Genomic DNA, 24,447 nt, shown 5'->3' with positions numbered 1-24,447 from the left:
CTCCTCACGATAATAATCTCTTGATGACAACCGCCGACTCTGCTCTTGTCGCATTTTCCTTCGGCGCAAACGTAGTTGTCGTTCTTCCCTTCATTAAGCCGGAGGAGATCGTGTACGCTACAGATTTTTGGGCCCATACGCTAATCTTGTTTTTGTCGTTGAACTTATCAATCGTACCTGCTGCCAAGCTGTTCACATCTACATCGTCCGCATAGGCTTTCGCTCTCATGAGCATAGCCGTCATTTCTTCGCGCGTAATCTTCTTATCCGGGGCAAAGGACGTGCTGGACACGCCGTTGATAATGCCGGCCGCGTAAGCCTTCTTCACGGTGTCCGCATACCAGGCACCGGGCTTCACGTCTTGGAAAGGCACGGTACCCTTGGCTGCATCCAGCTTCAATGCGCGGGCAAGGAGTGTCGCGAATTGCGCTCTTGTCACATGGCTGTCCGGGGCAAAACGTTCCTTATCCACCCCTTCGACCACGCCGATAGACACCATCTCCATAATGTCGGCTTTGGCCCAGTGCTTCACGACGTCCCTGAACAGCTTCGTGAATGTGGTTGTCGTGTTCGGAGTGAAGGCTTGATCTTTCATATTGCTGTCGATCAGTCTCATGGAAGTCCACTTCACTTGGGAGGAGCCTGCCTTCTTGGCTTTGAAGGTGACCGTCGTAATGTCTAGACTGCCTTTCTCGCCGCCGACCTTTCCGACTTTGGTATGGGCAATGGTGACGACATTATCTTTGACTACCGGCTGCACGGAGAAGCCCTTAATCGTTGTTTCCGCCTTCACAACCTCCAACTGGGCAGGATCGAACTGAAATTTCGCTTCATAAGCGTACATATCCTTGATCTGGTCCCCTTGCAAGGTGATCGTGAACAGCTCCTCCGCTGATTCCTTAACGGAGGTTTTCATCGAGAAGTCCGAGACGCTCTCTGCGCCGGCCGATCCGAGCCAGAGCATACTGCACAACATACAGATCATCGAGTTCATCCACAATTTGCGTTTCATCCTGGAACCATCCTTTCGTTATTGAAAACGTTTCCAATTTTGATAGAATCAAAATCGGATTTGACCTGCAAAAAGTGCGTGTACCCTCTCTATCCCGAAGGAAAGCGAGGGTACACGTGTTAGGTGCCTATTTATCATACAAATCATGTTGCACGATACGAATGATTATTTTTGATCTGGAATTGATCATTTTTGTCCTAAGCATCCTGCAGCATGTACGAATTTGCTCCTATACGTCTTTCGTATTCCTTGCGGTAAGCGATCGGGCTGACTCCTGTCACTTTTTTGAATATTCGACTGAAATGCTCTGGGTTGACGTACCCTACTTTTTCGGCCACATCATATATTTTCAGCCCGTTCTCAAGGGCTTGTTTCGCTTTCTCAATTCGTAGATTGGTTAAGTAGGGGATAAAATTGATTCCGGTTTCCTTCGCGAATTGTTTGCTAAGGTAGCTTTCGCTAACCCCCACCATTTCGCTAATGGTAGACAATAATATTTCTTCATCGTAATGCTTTTCAATGATAGCCTTTGCCTTAGCCACAACCGGACTAAGCCATGTCGCCCTGCATTGGCTGACAGGGTGCAGCTTCTCATGGAGCAGCTCCAGAAACTGCTCCACCCACTGGACTGTCTCTTCCCAGGTCTCCAGGTGGCGAACCTGCTCGGCCGGATGAGGGAATATCGCATGGATATCCTCCCATGAGATGCCGTTACGCGAGATGAGAGACCCCGCTTCCCAAATCATCTCGCTCAATTCCGATTTAATAGGTACGGGAGAAGACGGATAGCGCTCTACGAGCAAGGCGAACCCTTGCCCGAGCAGCTGCTTATAAGGCGAATCATCCGCCGCTGTCAATGCTTTGAGCAGCTCTGTCTTGAATGTATTCCATTTGTCCTTCCCATGATCATGCTTGTCGGCCGGCACGCCTGTTTGTCGATCCGCTTCGGGATAATAGAGATGATCGTAGCCATTGAAGTAACTGAGGACCGACAGTCGTTTGGCCTGCTGGAAGAGGCGGTTCCATTGCATCATTCCATTTGCAATATCGCTGATCCCGATGGAGAGCCGGATATTCAAAAACTGGCGCAGCCTGATTTGAACATCCGTCAACACCGTATGCGTCAGTCTTCGAATAACCACTGTGCTGCACTGCTCGGGAAAAGTAAAAAATATCGTGTAATGGCGATCATCGTAACGACAAACATGGCATATTCCTTCGCTCCTCTCTTTATTTGTTACACTTCGTATCGTTTGAAGAATCAAACGATGCGTATCCTCGAATGAAACCGCTTTCGAAAGCCTGATGAATGCAACCTCTTGATTTTTCTCTCCCACGTGCATGCGGACGATATCCAAGCTCCGATTCCAATCCGCCTTTTGCTCCGCATTCGCTTGCATGGCATCCTGGGACACCGAAAGGCGATGCAGGATCGCGCATATCGCTTCTTCTTCTTCTTCTTCCGCATCGGATGGGAGGGTCTCCGCCCTGGCGCTTTGCCTTCGACGCAACTCGTCCACCGTCTTCTGCAGGACGGGGGTTATATAGGCCTCATCCAGCTTCGCTTTCAGCATATAATCGAACGCGCCGAGTACGAAGGAGTCTCTTACATAAGCGTAGTCGCTGTATGCGCTGAGCATGATGACGAGCGGCTGCCGTGGAAATGCCGCGTCACGAACCGCCGTAAGCAGCTCCACCCCGTTCATTCGCGGCATCTGGATATCGGCCAGGATGATGTCGATATCCTGACGTTCTCTTAGGAAAGCCATTGCTTCTACGCCGTCTCCTGCTTCGCCCGAGATTTCAATGTCGGTCCTTGTCAATGAGATATATTCCCGCAGTGCTAATCTGGCTAGTGGTTCGTCATCAACGATGAGAGCTTGGAATTTCGCCATCCAATTCGCCTCCTGCATCATCTATGGATTGAACTGCCTTTGTCCAGTTGTCATTCAATCTGTTCTGAATGTCGCTTACTTTGGCGCCTGCGAATAATTCCTGCCCGCTTTTCTTCTCATCATATTGAGCCGCATTTTTGATCCGGACGAATTTCTCGTCCAATCCGTTATAGAGAAAAGGTACGAAGGGATGCTTGCTTTTTGCTTGCGCAAAAAAAGGAAGGGTGGAATCTACATCGATCAGCGTAGAAGTATTCTGCGTGTTGTTAATGTAGGTTTGATAAACTTCAGGGCTGAACACCCATTCCAGAAAGGCGATGGCTTCATCCGTATGTTTGGTATTTTTGTTAATAGCCATGTAGTGATCCTGCATGGTCGCCGAATAAATCTGTTCGGTTACCGATTCCCTCCAGGGAAACGCAAATGCATCCAAATCGTCATCATAGTTCACTTTCGATTGATGCTCCGAGTAATACCATTGTCCGAGGGCAATCATTGCCGCTTGGCCGGATTGGAACAACTGCGTTGCCTGGTCATAGCCGATGCTTAGCGCTTCGGGACCCGCCAATTCGTTTTCTGATATTTCTCTGAGCAATGTTGCGGATCTCTCGAATGTCGAGCCGGCCCCGAATGGCTTCTCCATACCCGCAATACGGGACAAATAATTCACATCCCGTGCCAGAACGGCCGGACCGAACTCCATGAATGGGTAGAACGTCCACTCGTCCTTGCCGCCGATTGCAATAGGAACATATTTGCCGTACGCCTTGATTCTCTCCAGCACATCCATGAATTCGTCGAGCGTTCGCGGAATTTCGACGCCTACCTCTTCAAAAATGCTAGGATGGTAATAAACATACTCCGAATACGAGACAAGAGGCAGTCCGATAACATCGCCGTCCATTGTGGCAGGGAATTTATTCCTCTGCGTCGCATTCAGATCGTTCAGCGGCAGGACAGCCTCCTTATAGATAGGCAAATGGCCTGATTTCAAATAAAACAGATCGGGCAAATCATTGGCGGCTAATCTAACCTTGAGGTACTGTCCGCTGTTATCCGGTATCGTCTCCACTTCAACCGTTACATTTGGTTTGATTAAGGAATATTGTTTTACTTTTTTTGTCCAAAATTCGATGTCCGTCTTCGATTCCCATATCCCGAATTTCATTTTGATCGGTTGATTATGGTTAGGCTTGCGGATCGATTCGCTGGTCATTGCATTATAACGTTCATTCCAAACGAGATTGTCCCCAAGCATGGAGCTTGCAGCACATCCTAAGACGAAAAGGATAAACGCGATTGCGATAAGTTTCCCCCTTCTTCCCCTCATTTGTTCCTCCCTCAAAAATGTATGAATTTGCAAAATATGAATCTCATCATACATGGAACGGAAACAGAACAATATGACGTTTTTGGTTCGTTCTTGATTATTTATGACATGAAATCGACAAATGCTATCTCTCGTCCGGTTCGGTAATAATCGGCAGACGGATCGTTACCCTTGTTCCATGGGGCCAATTCGGTTCATAATGAAGTCCGAATGGATGGCCGTAATGCAGCTGAATTCGATTATGCACATTCGTGTTGCCCATCCCGCTGAACGAATAGAGCGGCCGCTTTCCTTCCGGCTCAGCGACTAAGTCCTCCGGCATGCCCACGCCGTTATCTGCGATGGTGATGAGTAAATCTTGGTCCATGCGGTGTATCGCGATTTGGATTTTCGCCTGATAATCCACATCCTTGAGTCCATGAATAATGCTGTTCTCCAAGATAGGCTGCAGCAGCAGCTTTAGCAAATAATAGGGGCTAACGGTCGGGTCGATATCCCAATCCGTCTCGATGGGCCTGCCAAATCGAATTTCCATAATGTATAAATAATGTTTCAGAAGATCGATTTCTTCCTCGATCGTAATCAGCAGACCGCCGCGATTAAAGGACGAGGCCAGCATGCGGGTCAAGGCATGTGTCATATTGCGGATATTGTCCGCTTTGCTGATCAAGGCCATGAACTTGATGGCATTTAAAGTATTGATCAAGAAATGCGGGTTAATCTGCGACTGAAGCGCGGAAAATTCCGCTTTCCGTTTCTCGATCTCCTGTTGCTCATGCTGCTCCAGCAGTCCTTTCACCTGCTCCGTCATGAGATTGAAGGAATGACCTAACCTCACCATTTCCAGGCTGCCCGCACCGGCATATCTCGCGGTCAAGTCTCCTCCTGTCACGCGTACGATTTGCCGAAGCAATTCACTTAACGGCTTTGTTACGTTCGATACAAAATAGAAGGTTATCAGCACAGAGGCCAGAATGATCACAACAGCCATTACCCATACATAGGAATTGACGTTTTTGTACTGCGCCATGAGGTCGTTGAGAGGAATCATCTGCACGATGCGCCAATCTGTATCCTCGACTCTGGCATAAGTGATCAAATGTTTTACGCCATTTACAACGTCTACGTAGGAGCCCTTGTCCGCTTGGCTTATGCTCGAAATCCAACTGCTCGTTATTAAGCTGCCCCGATCCACGATCGTATTCGATGCAATAATTTGACGATCTTCGCTTACGATGTGCAGAATCGCTTCCGAATTGTCGCGCGACTGCAGGATGTGATCGAAAGCGCCGCTTTCGAAGGTGAACAATATCATTTCGAGTGAAGGGAAGGAATGCAGCTCATGCGGCGAGAAAGCAGCCGCCGTCAAATACAGATTGTAATTTCCGTACAGCACATTGGGAATCATGCCCAGAAACCGCACGCTGCCCTTTGATTGTAGGGTATCCAAGTACCAGCTTTCGTTGCGGATGCTGATTTCATCGCTCATTACGTTTTTTAAATAGGAGTACGACTGATCGTTGTCAAAGAAGAAGTTAACCGACAGTACGCGGCCAGAGACGGACGCCGTATATTTCTCGATCAGAACCTTAAGCTTGTAGCTGGCTTCTTGTTTGGCAACTCCTGAAGAATAATGAATGTCGGACACAGCCTCGAACACATCCCGATCGACTCCGATGGAAGCAAACAAGCCCGACATGCGGCTTATTTCCTGACTAACGGAATAGGCGAGCGCCTCCGAGGTTTGCAGAGATCTTTCTTTATTCTGCTGAAGAATATCCCGCTCGTAGATGCGCAGGATGATGTAACAGATTAAGATGACCGGTATGAGGACTACCAGAATAAAAAATAACCTTAACATGGTCGACATCCGCATATTCTTCTGCATATGTGCTCCTTATGGGAGAGATGGAGAGAACCTAAGCATTAAATTATACTTTTACTCTTTAAAACCTTTTTTATCTTAAAATAATACATATAATTTATTGATAACATCATTATTCTTTAAAAAATAACGACAATTAATTACATCATTCGAGCTAATTTTATCTTTTTGTCGAATAAATAACAAAAGCAGGCCATTCAGGAAGATAAATCCTCCTTGAATGGCCTGCTTCATCATTACTCGATGCCTTGCTCTTTCGCCTTCGCGTTTACTTCTTCAATCATCTTGTCAAGACCCTTGGACTTGTAGTCGTCAACGATCTTCTGCCAAGTTTTCTCAACGGGATCCTTCGACAGCATCACATTCAGCAAATCGTCATGGTCGAAGACCGTGAAGCTGTCTTTGGTCGGAGTCGACATGTAAGTCAAGCGGATGTCGTAATCCGGCACCTTCGTATTGTTCAGAATCCAGTCGATGTAGTCCACTGCGTCTTGTCTGAGTCCTTCATGGGCAATTGCCGGGTTGTTCATTTCGTATCTGTCTGCCGTTTCATAGGCAACCAGATCTCTTAGGAAACCGGTGGCAGGGTATTTTTCAAGATGCGGCGTCTTGTCCAGAATCACTTTCTGGTCGCCTTCTACTTTGTAGTCGATGCCTTCCTTGCCGAAGTTGATAAGAGCCTTGCCCTCAGGCGACAGTACATAGTCGTACAGCGCCAAGATGCGGTCCAGTTTCTTCGGATCGATCTTTCCGCTGAAGTAGCTTTCCGACCAATACGTCTTAAAAATCGCATGATGACGTTCACCGTCGGGACCTGCCAGAGGCTTCAATACTTTTACATGTTCCGAAATATCCTTATCGGGATAGCTGTTCACCCAGCGCTTGGTATTGATCGCATTGTCCAGGTTAAGGAATCCTCCGCCTGCAAGGATGGCCGCGGATTTACCCGATCCGAATTTATCGTAAGCAAGCTCCGGGCTAGTAAGCGCAATGTCCGGATCAATTAGATTTTTGTCGAACATTTCTTTCATGTTTTGAAGAGCAGGCAGAGCGTTCTTGGAGAATACGGCTGGAATAAACTTGCCGTCTTCCTTGATCCATTTGAAATCGGCTCCGCTGCCGTCGCTTGTCGCAACCGGGTTGCCGTACAGCCAGAACAGACCGCCGATCATCTTCACTTGCGAAGCCGTCAAACCTGTAATCTTTTTGCCTTCTGGATCGGCCTTCACGATTGCGTCCAGCATCGCCTTGAACTCGTCCCAAGTCTCAGGCTCTTTCGTAATGCCGGCCGCCTGCGCCAAGTCCCAACGATAGTAGACGACGCGGTCAAGCGCGCTCCAGTCTACGCTCGGGAACATCCTTCTCGGAATCGTATATTGCTTGCCGTCCACAGCCAGCCCCGCAATGTCCGGTGCCTCGAAGTATTTCGCCAGATTCGGATACTTTGCAAGGTCCGGCAGCGGAGCGACTACGCCTTGCTCCACCCACTTGCGCTGATATTGCGTGCCGATTGCGTCGATAGCGAATACGTCCGGCAGTTGTCCGGATGCGGCCCACATCTGAATCTTCTGGCCATAGTCGTCCCAGGTCGTGTTGACCGGCTTAATCGTAATATTGAATTTTTTCAGAATCTCCTGCACGATCGGGTCATTCTTGATCTCTGCGACTGCTGCTTCCACATCCCAGATAGCAACCGAGATTTCCATCGGCTCGCTGTAAGGATTGTCCTCGCCGGACGTACCCGAATTCGTCGCTGCCGGCGCCTCGCTCTCTGCCGGCTTCTCATTTCCGTTGCCGCTGCAAGCCGCAAGCAAGCAGGCGATCAGAGCCAGACATGCCAAGATAATGCCATACTTCTTAGAACCTTTCATCGTTGAATCCTCCCTTTTGTCATTGTGAAGCTTTTATTAGGATAGGACAAGCATCTATATGAATTTCCTTATCCTTTAATGGAACCTACCAGTATCCCTTTGGCAAAGTGTTTCTGCAAGAAGGGATATACCATAAGGATGGGCAAGCTTGAGATGACGATCGTCGCCATCTGCAGAGCCGGCGTGTACACTTTGCTGGAGTCGCTTTCCGCCGCTTGCAGAGCAAGCGTGTTCAGCAGACCATTACTTGTGATGAGCGTCTCCCTCAAATAAATCTGAAGCGGCGTCTTGGAGGCGTCGCTAATGAAGATAAGCGCGTACCACCACTCGTTCCATCGCTCCACCGCATAGAATAAGCCGAAAGTAGCGATGAACGGCGCGGAGATGGGCAGAATGATTTTGAACAGAATATACAAATCGTTGGCACCGTCCAGCTTCGCGGATTCCTCAAGGCTTTCCGGCAGGGTGCCAAAGTAGTTTTTCATAATAATCAAGTAGAACGTGTTCAGGCCCGCCGGGATAATCATGACGAGTAGATTGTTGACAAGCCCCAATTCCTTGACAATGAGATAGAATGGAATAAGGCCGCCGTTGAAGAACATCGTGAACAGGATTAACGTCAGCATTCCGTTCCTGCCTGGCATGCCTTTCTTGGAGAGCGCGTATGCTCCCGCAACCGAAATGGACATGCTGAACAATACGCCAACGATGGTAACGATGATCGTATTGATTGAAGAGCTCCAGAACTTCGCGTCGGACATGATCACCTTGTAAGCCGTCAGGTCGAAGGATAATGGCAGCAAGTAGAGATTAAACTGGCTGATGACTTCGAACTTGGCGAATGAAATGATGAGCACGTTATAGAACGGGAACAGCGTAATGAGCGACAACAGTCCAAGTATGAAATATACGGCGATATCGAAGGCGCTTATTCTTTTCCTCTTCTTCGCATGCGTTAGCTTCATCTGTATGAATACCTCCTAGCCGTAGATTAATAGAGTCCTTCCTCACCCATTCGCTTCACGATCGTGTTTGCAACAACGAGAAGCACAAGGCTGATGGCGGACTTAATGAGTCCGGCGGCCGTCATGTAACCGAAGTCTCCGCCGATTTGGAACGACGTCCGGTAGATATAGGTGTCGATGACATCGGCCACGCGATAGACCGGCGAGCTGTACAGATTGAAGATTTGCTCGAAGCTTGCGCCTTGCGTCAGAAGTTGGCCAACATGAAGAATAAGCAGGATCGCGACGGTGCTCCTCATGCCTGGCCATGCGATATGAAGCAGTCTTTGGAATCGGTTCGCACCATCCATCTCGGCTGCTTCGTACAATTCGGGGTTAATTCCCGCAAGCGCAGCCAGGTAAATAATCGAGTCCCATCCGATTTCCCTCCACATATGTGTAATATAAAGGAGCGGCCGGAAGGATTCCTTATCCGTCAGCGGCGCGATGGACTCGAAGCCGAGAGACATGATGATTTGGTTCACGACGCCGTCCCGGCTTAAGATGGTGGTAATGATGCCCGCCAGCACGACCCAAGAGATGAAGTGCGGGAACGTAAGAACCGTCTGGAAAAACCGTTTGGCCGTCTTCCTCGAAAATTCATGGATTAGAATGGCTAGAATGATCGGCGTAGGAAAATTGATCAGCAGCTTCATCAAGCTGATAATGATCGTGTTTTTGAACGCCGCATGGAAATCCGTATCGGTCCAAATCTTCTGGAAATGATCGAAGCCGATCCATGGACTGCCTAGAATGCCCCCGCTGTAATCGAACGTCTTGAACGCCAGCGTCACGCCGTACATCGGGCCATAGCTGAACAAGGCGTACCATACCAGGACCGGCAGCACCATCAGGTAGAAATATTTGTACTGAAGCATCGTATTCCATAGCTTCTTCTTAGGCGTCCGAACGTTTGCCTCGCTGTGCATCTGATGTCACTCCTTGTTTTGCAATTTTGCGTAGATACATGGAAAACCGTTCGCTTTTTAAGTATAGAAGGGACGGCGGGAGCGGAGTATGGACATAATCAGCCTTCTATGTGGACTCCCTTATGAAAGTGCTTTCATTCATTTTCAATCACAATATTCGACATATGTGCAATAGATTTGTACATATCGGGATTCAAAAGCATTAATAAAAGCCGGCGCATAACACGCCGGCTTTACTCCTTTATTGATTTTTCCAGCTCCGATACTTCTCCGCATGCAACGGCCCGCCTTCTCTCATGACCGTCCATAACGGATCGGTATCGCAGTCCATCGACGCCATCATGTCGTCATGCCAATCATTAAGCAGATAGACGGCCTCCTTGCACACATCGCGCCGCGCTTCTGCCAGATTATGCTGCTCGTAAGGATCGTCCTTCAGGTTGAACAGCATTTCCTTCGGGAAACCGTGATAGCCGTCGTGATAGGACCGAATATAGAGCCAGTCGCCGAATCGGACGCTCCTCTGACAGACATGGGCGCATTGCGTCAATACGAGGTAGTCTCTGCCCTGGTCGGATGCGCCGGAGATGCAGTCCGCATAGCTGATGCCGTCCCAGCGCTCCGGATGTCTCGCGCCGACTAGGGCGGCTAACGTTGGAGCCAGATCCAGATGGTAATGCAGCCCTTCGTTCCTCACGCCTCGAGCGCCGCCCGGCCAGCTGAAGATCATCGGGATGCGGCAGGTGCCCTGGTCGGCCGTGCCGTGCTCGGAGTAGATACCAAGCTCGCCCATGTTCTCCCCATGGTCGGCGCTGATGAGAATAGCCGTTTCTTCCAAGACGCCAAGCCGCTCCAGCTGCGCCAGCACTTGCCCGATATGTTCATCCATGTAGCGGATCGCGCAATCGTAATTGTCGATAATCAGACGGATATCCTCGTAGGATTCGATCTGCTTGCCGTGCCTGCTCCACTTGCTGTAATGCGATTTCGCTAGCGCGTTCATATCCGCAAGGCTATGCTGCCCCTCCTTCTGCAGATGGGACTGGAACACCTCTTCCGACAGCCACTCCGGCAATGGTTCATCCGCGAACGGATGACCGTATGGATCCGGCACCCGGTAAGGCGTATGAGGGTCCCAGAAGTTCAGATGCAGGAACCACTTCTCCGATTGGCCGTTGTCCTCCAGCCACTTCAGCGCGGTCGGGAGCACTTGATGCGCCGATTCCAGTCCGTTTTCCCCGATGTTATGAACTTCATGGAAGCCGGCGTTAAACGTCCATGCGGAATGCCGGTCGGCGAACGTGCTGATCGTCGCAGTCTTATAGCCCGCTTCCCGCAAAGCAAATGGGAGTGTCTCCCGCTTCAGCCGATCCTCGAAGCCCCGGATCGCTCCGTCCCGCCGCATATCCGCTGCGGTTCCGCCATGGCCCGCAACGCCGGTATGAATCCCGAATCTGCCCGACATAAGCGCAGTCCGGGAAGGCATGCACGGCGCATCGGAGCAATAATAGTTGGTGAAGGTAACGCCCTTCTCCGCTATGCGGTCAATGTTGGGCGACGTATTGCGATGATAGCCGTAGCAGCCCAAATGATCGGGACGAAGCGAATCCAAGTCCAAATAAAGTATTCTCATGTTGAATCTATCTCCTTCTCATAGATAATGGTATGACTGTCGGCTTTATATGCCCGCAAGAACCGAAGGCGTGGCAATTGTATGCCACAAGGCGACGCTAATGACTTTCGATTCGCCATCTTCCCTCGCGTCGAACGTCAGGATCGGCTCATCCAGCTCTTCCAGGGTCTGAACCTCGCCGCGTACATACTGGCCTATCCGATGGATCGCCGTCTCGATTCGCTGCAGCAGCCCGCCCATTCGCAGATCGAATACATCCAGGCCGAATATTTTGTTCTCTTGCATCCACTGCTTCTTATACATGTTTACGAAGAGCTCGGCTCTTGCCTTTAGTTCCGGCAGCAGCGTATCCACGAAATTACCGAGCTCCTCTTTGTCACTGCTGTGGTACGCCTCTCGAATCTCGATACCTGCAGTCGCCTTCAGCTCCAGCAGTCTGCAAAGCGCAGCCTGCGTCTCGAAGAGCGAGCGCCATTCCGGATTGCGTCCTGCCGCCGCTTTCAGCAGCGCCGCGCTTCTGTAGTAATGCTCCTTATAGGCAGCCGGCTGCACATGCTTGTCGAACAGTCCGTACAACACGTCCTGATACAACAAATATTTGCCTGGACACCTGATTGCCCATGCTTCGGCCGGGCGAAGGGTTATCGGGCACGAGGTTGGCGAGATCCAGAGAGAGGAAATCTCCGTAGTCGCCGCCCGCGCAAGTCGCGAAGCGTTCCTGCAGCACGGCTTCGTCCCCCGTGTTCTTATAGCAGAACTCCGCCCACAGCTGCAAGGTCGGGTCGTATAGCCCATAAGCGCGAGACGCCGAACGATCGATTGGAACGCGTCCATATGAAGGACGGCGTTGCGGGAGCAATCAATCATGACGCCTAAATTATCGTACCACGGCGTCTCTTGCACGCTGAACGGCTCGCCTTTTCGGATGCCTTCTACCGTCAGTCCGAACGCGCGAACAAACTGGGAGCCTCCACCGCAAGAGACGACCGCCGCTTGTCCATCGTACTGAACGGCGATTCCGCCGTCTCCCTCTTCGTAATGCACGGGAATGCCCTCATCTGACAATGCCGCCCGTAAACAGGTCGCCGCTTCGGCCAGCGCTTGACGTTGATCATTCGTTAAACCTGTTACGTCAATGACCCCCACTTAACTATCGTTTGAAGTGGGAGCTTGTAACGACCCGATCGTACAAACGTCTCTACGACTCCGATCTTTTGGCGTTCCAAAGAACGTGATGTTACATCCTCGGTAAGCATACGCCTACCGATGGGCAGACTGACAGCTACCCTGCAAGCCTAGTCATGCTAAGCCCGCACCTTCAAGAAGGTACTCTTTTCCCTTCAGACAGAGATTCATCGCACCGATCCGGTCATCATTACTTTCATAGCCACAGGCCAGGCAACGGAATCGATGCCCCCGTTTATCCCGATTTCCTTTTGCCGTATGGCCGCATACCGGACAGGCTTGCGAGGTGTGCTTGGGATCTACGGCAATGGTCATCGCCTTCGCAAGCCGCGACTTGTACGTCACCATCTCGCGAAGCTGGCGGAACGCCCACGATACCGTTACATATCGATGTTTTCGCCTGACCCTTTCCGTTGCCCCCCGAATCCCTGTCAAATCCTCCAGTACAAACAGTGTATTCGCCCCATACCGGATCACGAGTGCCCTACTAACTTGATGATTCACATCAGTCATCCAGCGGTTTTCTCGTTCTCCGATTTGCTTCAGCCTGCGACGGGACGACGGCGTTTGTTTGCGTTGCAGCTCTGAACGCAACCTTTTGTAGTTCGCTCGTTTTTGTTTGAGCTGCCTTCCTCGAAAGAATACGGTTTGGCCATCACTGTCATACGCTGTGGCTACAAAGTTGATGCCCAGATCAACGCCCACGACTTGTTCGATCTCCATCCGCTCAGGGACAGCTATTTCTTTCGACACGGGAATATGCAAATACCACTTCCGCTTTTTACAGACCAGCTTAGCTGTCCCGAATGTCCAAGAACCGTCGAAATAAGCTTCCATTCCTTTCGCTTCGAAAGGGACCTTGATACGGCCCTGCAACGTATTGACAGAGAACAGTTGAGCGCCCAGGTTCAACGAATAATCCCGATGCCAGACCAGATCATATTCCGGTTTCTTAAAGCGTACCAACGTCCTGACATGGCCGTTACTCCGAAGGGTCTTGTATCTGGCAATCGCGGTTTTCATCACCGACTGGGCCATTTGTGAGCGCAGACCCAGCGTGCTGCGAAGGGAATGATACGTCATTCGGTGCAGGGCAGACTGCCCGAGCTCTCTCGTATCGAACACAAGGGCAGAGACAAAATTGCAGCCTTGCCGAAAAGCGGTCATCGTCTGATACAGCGCCTCGATTTGGCTTTCTGACGGTTTTATTTTTATTTTTGCCGTTACAGTTACGATCGTATGTTCGCCTCCTTTCTATCCTTATTTTAGCATAGTAGGGAGAACAAAAACATACAAATTCTCATTCAGGCTAACGCCTGACGCCCATTCCTCCCCCGCTTACAGAAGACGGGAGTATCCTGGGCGATTGTGATGAATTTTCATCTTTCTTCGCTCCACTCTGCAATATCATTCTCTCAATCCTATATGCATGCCTGCCTTAAGGCAGGAAGAGGCATTCCCCGGCAGCGCGGGGAATGCCAATAGCTGCGGCTTGCCGCCGCTTATTCCGCCTCGATCTTCGCGAGCGCCTCCGCATAGGCGGTCAAGTCCGCTTCCTGCACTGCTTTTTCCAGCCATTCCTCATATTTGAGATCCGTCAGAAGAAACCGGATATCCTCCGTTGCTTCTTCTAACGGATAATAGCCTCCTTCTTCCCGCTCCAGACATTCCATAAGAGCATAACCGTCCGGCAAAGCGACGATCCCGCTTATTTCACCAACCGCGAGCCCTTCCGCTGCCTCCGCCAATTCCGCATCATATTTTCGGTCGTTCCTTTCGGTGGCTTCGCTGAACCTCTGCTCCGTCAGCTCCAGATCCCATTCGGCGGCCGCTTTCGATAAGCCGGTCCGCTCGGCTGCGGCTCTAACGGATTCCGCCGCAGCCCGCGCTTCCTCTTGCAAGGACGCCGAATGAGGAATAAGAACCTTGCGAATCGTCATGGCATCCGGCTTTTTGAACCGAACATCCTGGTTCGCCTCATAGTAAGCTTCAATCTCGGAAGGCTTCGGATTCAGTTCGTCCGCCGTGAGTTCACCCTTGAGCCCGATCACCAAGTTGCTGAGCATATGGCGGTAATAATCCTCTTCGCTGTATTCCACGGGCCCGTAGATCACTTCGCCCGCCAGCACCGCTTCCTTCCGGCGCTCGTTCTCCTTCTTCCATTGGATCAGAAACTGCTCGTACGTGACCGGCGTTTCAATTCCATGCCGGAGCGACTCCGCCTGCTGAACCTTGATGCGCACGATATCATCCATTGCTCTGTCCTTGAGCACGTCCAGCGGCGTGACGCCGTCATACGCCTTCTGCCAGAAGCCTTTACCGTACTCTGCGCCGTTCTTCGACTGGAAGGATTGAATGACGGCCGTTCGCTCCAGCGCCATTGCCGCTTTGAACTCCTGCGTCGATACCTCCAGTCCATCCACGATTGCTACGGGAGCATCGGGTGCAGCATGGCTGCCCCTGATGCTCCATCCGATGCTCCATCCGATGCTCCATCCAATGCTCGCCAGCAGGCATATCGCTCCCGCAGCTATCGCAAACTTTCTCATTTCGTTCACCCTTCCTTAGGGTGTACCCATCACTTGAGCTTCTACGAGGTGATTCCAGACATTCACTGAGCTGCCGTTCGACCAAATCCTTACGTAGCGGGCCAAAGCCGGAGCGAAGGCGATCGACTTGCCGGAGGCCGTCTCCGCATACTCCGCATTCGTTCCAACTCCAAAGCCGGCGCTGTTATTGCCGTCGTTGTTGAACACGGTCGTCACGCCGCTTGCGAAGTTAGGGTCATTCGACAGCTGAACGATGACATCCTTATACGTTCTGCCTCCGTCGTAATATCTCCACAGCTTGACTTCGCTCACATTATAGACGGCTCCCAGATCGATCTTCGTCCACTGCAGACCTTGATCCAATCCGGCGTAGCTGCTTGCGGGGCTCGTCACTCCGTCCGTCACGCGTTCCGGATTGTTGATAAAGCTGCTGGAGGTCGCCGGCTTGCCGGCCGCAACGTTTGTCGGCATTGCCGTTCCCGCCGGGTGCTCGTGCATGCCGCGGTCCGGGCTGCCCGCATACAACGGATTGCCCCAGAAGTCGCGTCCGCCGTTGCCCCCAACAGCAATGCCGCTGTTGACGGAAGGCGAATCGCTCTGCAGCTGATAACCCGCCAGCGTGCTTCGTCCGATCCCTCCTGTTCCGGGATTAACGAACTTCGGATCCGTCGTCAGCTTATTCGGGTCGTTAGGCGTCGAAGAAAAATTGCCGAAGAAGGTATTGTTGCTGTAGGTATAGGAAACTCCCCAGCTATTTGCCGTCGTATTGCCCATGTAATAGAAAATATTGTTTTTAAACGAAGCCGTGCCGCTGTTCGTATTGAACATTCTGGCGGTTATATCGCTTTTGACGTAGAACACGTTATTATACAAGCTTGCATTAATCGGGTTCGTCGCCGTAATGAGATAGTTGCGGTCGTTCTGGCTAATATTGTAACGGTAGACCGCGTCGCGCGAATATTCCGTTCCGTAGCTGATGAAAAGCATCGCTCCGCCTTCGTTGTCATGGCTGTAATTGTATTGGAACAACGTGCGGTTCGTTCTGGCGTCGGCGTCCCACGCCATGCCGTCCTTCGTCGTTTTCCCGTTGTACGCTTCGTTGTATTGAAACACGGCGTCATCCGTAGAGTACGCCCACATGCCGGCGTTGTAACTGACGTTGTAATTGCGGGAGCCGAAGCCGTCGATCGTGTTGTATTCGATCAGCGGCGATTGAAGCCCCTGCGCGACGATGCCGTCTCCGCCGATATTGGACATGAAATTGTTCCGGATAACCACGTTCGTACTGCCCGTCCATGGGCCCAAGCCGCCCGTCTCTCCCGTTCGGTTCGACCAAGAGGTCCAAGTCAGCGTAATGGCTTCGCGGTCCAAATCGCGAATCGTGTTGTTTTCGATCCGAATGTCGTTGAAATTTGTTACCGTCGTTCCCCCCTCGATTTGGAAGAACATGCCGCCGGTATCCTTGGCTGTATTGTTGTTCGTGTGAGGGATATTCGGCCATATGTCATGAATGACGAGATTGTAGAAATACAAGTGATCTATCGTGCCGAAATCCTTGGCATGGACATAAATGCCGCGCCGCGTGAACGAATCGCTGTAATTGGCGGAAATATCGAGGTTGTTGATCTCCCAATACTCCTGATTGGACAGCTTCAGCGTCTGATTGGATGTCTGACTGCCCACAAACGCGGGCTTGCTGCCGGTTCCGTACATATCGATTATGATCGGATTCCCGCTTGCGCCAGAGCCCTTCGGCCATAGCTCCCCGTTCCACACGCCGCCGGCCTTGAACAAGATCCGGTCGCCCGGGCCGAAGACCGCCGCATTCACATTGGCAAGCGTCTTCCATGCCGAACTCTGGGACAATCCATTATTGCCGTCGTTCCCGCCAACCGAATCGACATAATACGTCGCGTTCTGCGCATGCACTTTGGCAACGCTTACAGGCCATGCAGCCAAAACCATCACAAACACAAGCAACGCGCTCAATCCACTTTTTACCGGTAACAACATCTTCCTACAACCCCTTCCATCATATATTCAGCCATATTATAATGAATAATTAGCTTTGCATTGTATAGATAAAATGGTGTAATCATTGTTCATTATTATGAAAGTGCTTACTTTTTTTCGAAATCATAGTTTTACGCATATTTATCTTATTTTTTTCTATACGAAACCGCGAGGATGCTCGGGTACGATTGCTGTAAAGGGGGCTTTGCTGTGTACAAAGCGGTAATCGTCGATGATGAACGATGGATTGTAGAGGGGATCAAAGCCGGCGTACGCTGGGAAACATGTGGCTTTCAAGTCGTGGGAGAAGCGGAGAACGGTCAGGAAGGGCTGGAGCTGATCGAGAAGCTGCAGCCGGACTTCGTCCTGACCGATATTAAGATGCCGCTCGTGAACGGACTGGAGTTAATCAAGCGCGGCAAGGAAATCTCCCCGCATACGATATTCGCCGTGCTCAGCGGCCACGCGGAATTTGCTTACGCCCAGAAGGCGCTCAACTATGGCACCTTCGGCTATTGTCTGAAGCCGTTCGAAATCGAGGAAATCGAGAGCATGTTAGCCAAGCTCTCGCTGTCGCTGAAGCACCGTTCCGGGCCGGAGCCGGAGCAAGACGCTCAAGAGCTGTATGAAATATTGTGCTCCGGAAACGAGCAATTGCTGGCGGAGAAGCTGAAGGCTGCCGGCATGCCGGCAAGCGCGGTGATGCCCGTCACGCCGATTGTCGTACAAGGCTATGTGCACGTGCTTCACCGTGACATTCATCATATCCGCTTCCGCATGAATAAGAGACGGGTGGGTTTCCTCCTCTACAGCCATCTGGTCGACAGCTTCCTGAGCTCGCTCGACTTGTCAGGCGGCGCCGTCGAATACAGCATCGGGATCGGCCCTTCCTCGGCAAGTTCTGCCGGGCTGGAAGCATCGCTTGAAGCGGCATCCGTAGCGGCCTACGGCAGCTTCTCGACAGGAAAAGGCGGCGTTTATCGGCCGATTGCGACTTTGGAGACGACGAGGGACGAGCTGCTGTCGGAGCTGGCCGGCGCGCTTGCCCAGAAGGATCGTATGCGGTTCGTGTTTGTGATGGAGTCCTGCCGGCCGTTGTTCCACCGCAGCGCGTTAACGATCAAGGATGCGTACATGATCTATAATACGGTCATGTACCTGTTCACAAGGGGAGGCGTCAAGGCGAATGCCCGGTTTCTGGAGGGCTACGATCAGCTGTACTACGATTATGGCCATTCCGACGCCATGATCGATTATTTGGTCAAGCATACGCTGAACCATCTATCCGACGAGTTGTCCTCGAGGCTCGCCGGCGTGACGCATAACCGCATCAAAGAAATCCTTACCTATATCCATCATCACTTCAATCAGGAAATATCGATCCAGAGCTTGTCCGACAAGTTTTACCTAAGCCCCACTTATTTGTCGCAGCTGTTCAAGAAAGAAGTAGGTGAAAACTTCGTGGAATACTTGTCCCGTCAGCGTATCCAGTATGCCTGCAAGCTGCTGGCCGAGACCGACATGACGATTAGCCAAATCGGCGAAAAATGCGGCTTCAACGACTACTTTTACTTCACCCGCATCTTCAAACGGCTGAACGGCATGACGCCGACGCAGTACAGGGAATCGCGATGAGAGCGTTCAGCAAGCTTTCCATTCGAACGCAGGTGCTGGCGATCGGCGTGATCCTCCTTGCCGTCATCCCGCTGGTCAGCATTGTGGCGTTCCGGCAATCCAGCGAGGTGATCGTGAATCAGAACACGCAATATAACATGGAGCTGGTATCCAATCTGAAGCAGCGGGTGTCCGACAACTATGCCAAAATATCGGGGATTATGATTAATCTCGGTTATGACACGACCGTGCAGGACTTCCTGGCAGAGAGCGATAATCTGAGAACGTACGAGCTTTCGAAGAAAGTAAATAGCCTAATGGGCGTTATCCAAAGCACCAACCCTGATATAAGCGACATTATTATTGTGAACGCTTCCGGCAAGCACATCTCGCTGACCGGCAAAATCGGCCTGGCGCAAAGATTGATGGACAAGCTGGACGAACATGAAGTCAGCGTCGAATACGGCGGGTTTATTACGGATGATCCGTCGCTTGTCAATGATTCCTTCCTCTTCGGCATGAATCTGTTCGCATCGCTCGACACGTATCGGTATGGAGAGAAAATCGGCTTTATTGCAGTCGTTCTCGACGCCAAATCCATTCAATCGGAGATCGAGAAGTTTCCCAGGTTGTCGGGCACAAGCTTCTACCTCAGAACGAACGGCCAGCTGGCCTTCGCCAACGCGGCGGGGATGGTGCTGGATCTGGACAAGGAACGGCTAGCCCTCTATTCCGGTTATGGGGAGAACGCAGTCCTCGAGAAGATAGGCGGGAAGTCGTATGCGATTCAATCCTTTGCTCTGCCGGAAATTAACGGCAATATATTATCTGCCGTTCCGATCGGCAATCTCATCAAGGAACTGAAAGTACTGAAGCGCACCAGCTACATCATGCTGATCGTGACCCTCGTGCTCGTCACGATTCCGTATACCATTCTGATGATGAATATACTGAAGCCGCTTGGGAAGCTGATCGCATTTATGAAGCGGCTAAAGAGCGGCAATCTCGAGGTGCTGCATTCGAAGGTCGAGCTGGAGGGCTACGCCGAGATCGAGGTGATATCGACCCAGTTCAACACGATGCTGAACCGGATAAACGATCTAACGCAGCAGCTGCTGGATACGACGGGCGAGCTCTATCAAGTCGACATCGAGCGGCAGCGCGCGGAGATGTCGTTCCTGCAGAGTCAGATCAATCCTCACTTTCTTAGCAATACGCTCGATGCGATCAAGGGCATTGCCATTGTGAAGGGAAATCGGGACATTTACGAAATGACCGCAGCCTTAAGCCGGATGCTGCGCTATAGCATTAAGGGGACGAACGAGGTGACGCTGGAGGAGGAGCTGAAGATTATCGGCTCCTATATTACGATTCATCAAGGAAGATTCCCGGGAAGAATCGAGTTCGAGCAGTATACAGCGGAGGAGCTGCATGGCGTCCTTATTCCGAAGATGATCATTCAGCCTATTGTCGAGAATGCGCTGATTCACGGCCTCGAGCCGCATGCGAGCGGAGGTAAGGTCGTCATTCAGGCAGTGCTCAGGGAGAACCGGCAGATGGAGATTATCGTGACGGACAACGGCGTCGGCATGGAGCTGGAGCGGCTGGAGCAGCTCAGGAATACCTTGCGCTCCAGGGACCGCTCTGCGAACCAACATATCGGCATTAAAAACGTGAACGACCGGGTTCGCCTCCATTACGGGAAGGATTACGGCATCGAGATCAACAGCTGGCACGGAAACGGCACCATGGTTCGGATAAATCTGCCAATCCTGCTAGCATTTCCTTCCAAACATCATGATTAACGCCTTGCGATCCACCATAAAGGGACATCCCGTCGATCGCCGACTGGATGTCCCTTTAGATGTCCTTATTCCAATATCTTGGATGCTACAGCTGCAAGGTCTTCAAGCCCGATCTCTCCGTCACCGCTCAGATCGGCCTTCTTCCATTGCTGCCAATCCGGGCTGGTTGAATTCTTTCCGTAATGAACCGCCACAATCGCCAAATCTCCAATCGTCACCTTGCCATCGTTGTTCAAATCAATCGGATTTCCAGGTGACGCACCGTTAATACGTATCGTTAAACTAGACAGGCTCGGCTCGGACTCGGCGCCATGCTCGTCGCCCAGTATCGCTTTCGATACGGACACCGTTCCCGTCACTGACTGTTCCGCAGCCTTCGCGGTGAATGTTAATTCCAACACCTGCTCATTCCCGCTGACGGCGTTCCGGATCCCTTCACTGAACAGGATCATCTGCAGCTTGCCCGGCGTATGCTTTATAGGTTCTATTAGCTTGACTCCATTTAGCAGCGATGCGGCAGACACAAATTCCAACACATCCGCATCATACTCGATTGTAATGTCTTGCCCCAATACCTTGGACGCCACGCCATTCAAACCGAATGTTACCCGGAACGTTTCCCCTGCATCGACGGCATTCGGTCCGTCGAGGGTGGCGGATAGCTCGCTTGGGATTCCACCCTCGCCTGGAATGACCTCGGTCCCTTCCGGATAGGCCTCATACAATAGGATCGAATGAGCAGGAATCGTAATGGCATGCGACTCACCCGACTTAAGATGCAGATCCGTTTCCTCCTGCAGCTTATTCACGAGTCGATAATTGGCTTTGGCGCCTGCTGGCAGCATGAAAGCCGAGTTAACGTCCACATTTATCGTTTGGCTCGCGCTCGAAGGGTTGCGGAGCATAAGCACTCCCTTCGTCAATGCATAAGACGCGATTCCGTAAGCCTCTTGTCCCGGATCTCCTCCAATAAAATGCGAATCCAGAAGCACGTCATGGTTCAATTCGGCCCATGCGGATGCTTCGGCTAGAATATCCCACATCTGATCCGTGGTATAATCGGACGTCGGACGAATATACAGCTCCTGCAGATTATAACCGGATGCAAAGTATGACCATACTTCATCCGAGAAGTCCTTCAGGTTCGCCTCTTTCGTCATATCCAGCAGCGGTCCGCTCTCCGTCCCGCTTTCATGGCTAACCCAAGCTCCTTGCCCGAACCGGGAATGGACGATTCCGTGCACCATTAAGGAGTTGAGCGGGTAATACGGGTTTCTCTGAAGCAAATCCCGGCTCACCTTGTCGCGATAATTGATCCACTGCTGGCGAATGGTCCCGCTTCCGGCTTTCCCCATATCGCCTCCTCCGCGCCATATGGAATCCACATAGAACGTAAAGTATGGAGAAGCCCATGTACCGACGGTTGCATTAATAAATACCGTTGGATCATTTTCTCTCATCTCGCCGGTTAATTTCAGCAGCGCATGGAAATCCTCGATGCCTTCCGTACGGTCAAACTTGAAATGCTTGGTGCCTTCCTCCAGCTGCTTCTTCGTTACGGCATCCTTAAACACCTTGTAATAGTTCGGCCCGCTCATCTTGAATATTTCCTCGCCGCCGCTGGCCTTCGTTTCGGTTGGCTCGCTCATCTTCTTCCCGATTGCAACTCTAGCCGGAAGCTTGTGATAATAGCCGCCGGTTGGACTTAACCAAAAGCCCAGGCTTGCCCCGTACTCCTCCGCGGCACTCTTCATATTTGCTGCGCCGTTAGGATATGTAAGGGGGTTGAAATTCCAGATCGTCGTTGCCGCCCCGCTGTAATCATCATAGCCGTCATCAAACAAGAAATTTTCAAGTGGGGCTCCGCGCTGTTCGATAAACTTCTCGCCCCATAGCTTAATGATTTCCAAGGAATCTTCTTCCGTCATATAGGTATCGAATATCCAGCTCAGATCATACCAGGAATTGTAATGAAGGAAGCTGTCATGCTCCTGCGCTCTCTCCCGCTCCAGATAATACTGGAACGCTCTGAGCTTCTGGTTGCCGGGATAAAGTCCAATCACCGTACTCTGCTCGAACGATTGCCCCTCCATTGTCGCATCGCCTCTATCTACATAGGCAATCGCTTTATTTCCGTTCACGCTCACCTTAGCCACAGGCGTCTCCTGAGCGAAGAATACCTTTCCCGCGAAGAAAGGAGAGCCATCCACCGCGCCCGCCTTCTCCACTCCGGCAGCCGTCATATCAATCAGCTTCACCTTCGTGACATTCCAGCTTCCGGCAACAGCTTTGTAGATTACATCTTGGGTGATGTAGTTGGATCCGTCGCGCAGCGCAGCGCTCCAATTCACCATCAAAGTCTTGCCTCCGCTTGTATAGGTGAATGGCACGCTTACCTTCCAGCCATCCTCGCGTCCCGCCACCTTCTCGCTGTTGGTATCGCCGTCAATACGTGTAAGCACTGCTTCTCCAGCCGTCATATTCGAATCCGTCAAGAAGGTCGAACCCGATAATTCCAATGCGAAGAGCTCCCCTGCTTGTATCGGATTGATATCGCTGGTCATTTTATTGCGGAAATCCTTTAGTGTCAGATTGTTCCCCTCAAGCTGGAACGAAGCGGATAGAATCGCATTACTTAGCTCAAATACGCCAACGCTCGGATTCGTCCCTTGTGCCGGCCCCGGATTCGGACCCATAAATCTTGGACCTGCCGTGACCGGCGCCAGCGTTGTGCCGTTGAAGGGTTCACTCCAATCGCTTACCCCCAAGTGATTTTTCGCCCTAACCCGGTACGTATGGGTACTCTTCTCTTCAAGATTTTTATGCCCATACGGCATCGTCACATCGGTGACGACGACGCCGTCCACCTCGATGTCATACCCTGCCGCACCGTCCGGCAGACTCCAGCTTGCATTGATGCGGGAAGTCCCCATCGGATAAGCGTTTCCATCCGGTATGGCCGGTATCGTTGTCGGAGGAGGCGCCGCGCCCATCACTTCCACCTCGACGAAATGATTGTTCGCATTGGCTGTGCTTCCTCCGGAATAAATTCTTACATATCTGGCGGCTGCGGTTTCAAAACGGATGCTCTTGCCCGCGCTTGTCTCCACGTATTCCCGATCCGCGCCGATCCCGAATCCCGCGCTGTTGTTTGTATCATTATTGAATACGGTCGTAACTTCCCCAGAGAAATCGGAATGGTCCGACAGCCTGACGATCAAATCACGGTACGTTCTTCCGTCATTCCAATAGCGCCAAATATTGATTTCCGAAAGATTGAAGCTCTTCCCAAGGTCCAATTGAATCCACTGCAATCCGTTGCCGTTCGGATAATCCTCCGAATAGGCACTCGTGTTTTTAACGCCGTCTGTAATCACATCCATCTTGGAGAAGGCTACGCTGCTCGTTATCTTCTTGCCCGACGCTACATTGGTGACCGGCGCTTCCGGAGGCTCTGCCGCGCTCACCGTTCCGAAGGATGTCAAAAACATGATGACGGCTAACATGAATAGAATAGGCTTGTTTCTCAGCTTTCTGCTTCCCGAATCCATAATTCCCCTCCTTAATCCTTTACAAAGTTATTATCATGTTAGCCGCATTGGAAGCGCTTCACCATGATCTATTTTGATCAAAGTTGATCATTTCTCTACGATGATTACGCCTCTAAACGAAGCCATGCTAAGATCTCTAATGAAGATCATGCATGCTAGGCGCAAAACAAA

Annotated in this window: 15 protein-coding genes; 2 read left to right on the top strand and 13 right to left on the bottom strand. The window is 51.2% G+C overall.

From position 1 onward, the window contains the following. Positions 1-4: 4 nt before the first annotated feature. The 12 genes from RB620_RS22250 to RB620_RS22195 form a co-directional block, all read right to left on the bottom strand. A complete protein-coding gene (locus RB620_RS22250; protein ID WP_308098208.1) occupies positions 5-1,012 on the bottom strand; it encodes an S-layer homology domain-containing protein in 1,008 nt (335 codons plus the stop codon). Between the two features lie 197 nt (positions 1,013-1,209). Next, positions 1,210-2,907, bottom strand: coding sequence for a helix-turn-helix domain-containing protein (locus RB620_RS22245; protein ID WP_308098205.1), 1,698 nt, complete (start codon positions 2,905-2,907; stop codon positions 1,210-1,212). Continuing rightward, the gene (locus RB620_RS22240) at positions 2,879-4,237 is read right to left on the bottom strand and encodes an ABC transporter substrate-binding protein (protein ID WP_308098203.1); all 1,359 of its coding nucleotides are present in this window, start codon (positions 4,235-4,237) and stop codon (positions 2,879-2,881) included. The genes RB620_RS22245 and RB620_RS22240 overlap by 29 nt, the downstream gene beginning before the upstream one ends. Positions 4,238-4,361: 124 nt before the next feature. After that, positions 4,362-6,107 carry a sensor histidine kinase gene (locus RB620_RS22235; RefSeq protein WP_308098201.1) on the bottom strand — a complete coding sequence of 582 codons (1,746 nt, stop codon included), beginning with the start codon at positions 6,105-6,107 and terminating at the stop codon, positions 4,362-4,364. 251 nt (positions 6,108-6,358) lie between these two features. Continuing rightward, a complete protein-coding gene (locus tag RB620_RS22230) occupies positions 6,359-7,993 on the bottom strand; it encodes an extracellular solute-binding protein (RefSeq protein ID WP_308098199.1) in 1,635 nt (544 codons plus the stop codon). Positions 7,994-8,061: 68 nt separating this feature from the next. Then, positions 8,062-8,958 carry a carbohydrate ABC transporter permease gene (locus tag RB620_RS22225; protein ID WP_308098197.1) on the bottom strand — a complete coding sequence of 299 codons (897 nt, stop codon included), beginning with the start codon at positions 8,956-8,958 and terminating at the stop codon, positions 8,062-8,064. A 26-nt stretch (positions 8,959-8,984) separates the two neighbouring features. Further along, positions 8,985-9,926 (bottom strand): ABC transporter permease, encoded by a 942-nt coding sequence (locus tag RB620_RS22220; RefSeq protein WP_308098195.1) that lies wholly within the window; start codon positions 9,924-9,926, stop codon positions 8,985-8,987. A gap of 241 nt (positions 9,927-10,167) precedes the next feature. Then, positions 10,168-11,559, bottom strand: a complete 1,392-nt coding sequence (locus tag RB620_RS22215) for a sulfatase family protein (RefSeq protein WP_308098192.1) — start codon at positions 11,557-11,559, stop codon at positions 10,168-10,170. A gap of 45 nt (positions 11,560-11,604) precedes the next feature. Next, a complete protein-coding gene (locus tag RB620_RS22210; RefSeq protein ID WP_308098190.1) occupies positions 11,605-12,705 on the bottom strand; it encodes a hypothetical protein in 1,101 nt (366 codons plus the stop codon). 153 nt (positions 12,706-12,858) lie between these two features. Then, positions 12,859-13,980: an RNA-guided endonuclease InsQ/TnpB family protein gene (locus RB620_RS22205; protein WP_308098233.1), complete on the bottom strand. Its 1,122-nt coding sequence runs from the start codon at positions 13,978-13,980 to the stop codon at positions 12,859-12,861. Between the two features lie 266 nt (positions 13,981-14,246). After that, the gene (locus RB620_RS22200; protein ID WP_308098188.1) at positions 14,247-15,293 is read right to left on the bottom strand and encodes a peptidylprolyl isomerase; all 1,047 of its coding nucleotides are present in this window, start codon (positions 15,291-15,293) and stop codon (positions 14,247-14,249) included. A 15-nt stretch (positions 15,294-15,308) separates the two neighbouring features. Beyond that, entirely contained in the window at positions 15,309-17,306 is a 1,998-nt protein-coding gene (locus RB620_RS22195; protein WP_308098186.1) for a right-handed parallel beta-helix repeat-containing protein, read from the bottom strand. Positions 17,307-17,516: 210 nt separating this feature from the next. On the opposite strand from RB620_RS22195, the gene RB620_RS22190 reads away from it, so the two are divergent. Both RB620_RS22190 and RB620_RS22185 read left to right on the top strand, forming a co-directional pair. Next, positions 17,517-18,941, top strand: a complete 1,425-nt coding sequence (locus RB620_RS22190) for a response regulator transcription factor (protein WP_308098184.1) — start codon at positions 17,517-17,519, stop codon at positions 18,939-18,941. Then, complete coding sequence (locus tag RB620_RS22185) at positions 18,938-20,725, top strand: sensor histidine kinase (RefSeq protein WP_308098182.1); 1,788 nt, start codon at positions 18,938-18,940, stop codon at positions 20,723-20,725. Before RB620_RS22190 ends, RB620_RS22185 begins: the two co-directional genes overlap by 4 nt. A gap of 65 nt (positions 20,726-20,790) precedes the next feature. Here the strand turns inward: RB620_RS22185 and RB620_RS22180 are convergent, their stop codons facing one another. Beyond that, on the bottom strand, positions 20,791-24,276 hold the full coding sequence (locus tag RB620_RS22180) for a cohesin domain-containing protein (protein ID WP_308098180.1): 3,486 nt from the start codon (positions 24,274-24,276) through the stop codon (positions 20,791-20,793). Between the last annotated feature and the right edge of the window lie 171 nt (positions 24,277-24,447).

It is taken from the genome of Paenibacillus sp. LHD-117 (assembly GCF_030929555.1).
Taxonomy (GTDB): domain Bacteria; phylum Bacillota; class Bacilli; order Paenibacillales; family Paenibacillaceae; genus Pristimantibacillus.
The sequence above is the reverse complement of the archived record's forward strand: the minus strand, read 5'-3'. Positions and strand labels throughout refer to the sequence as shown.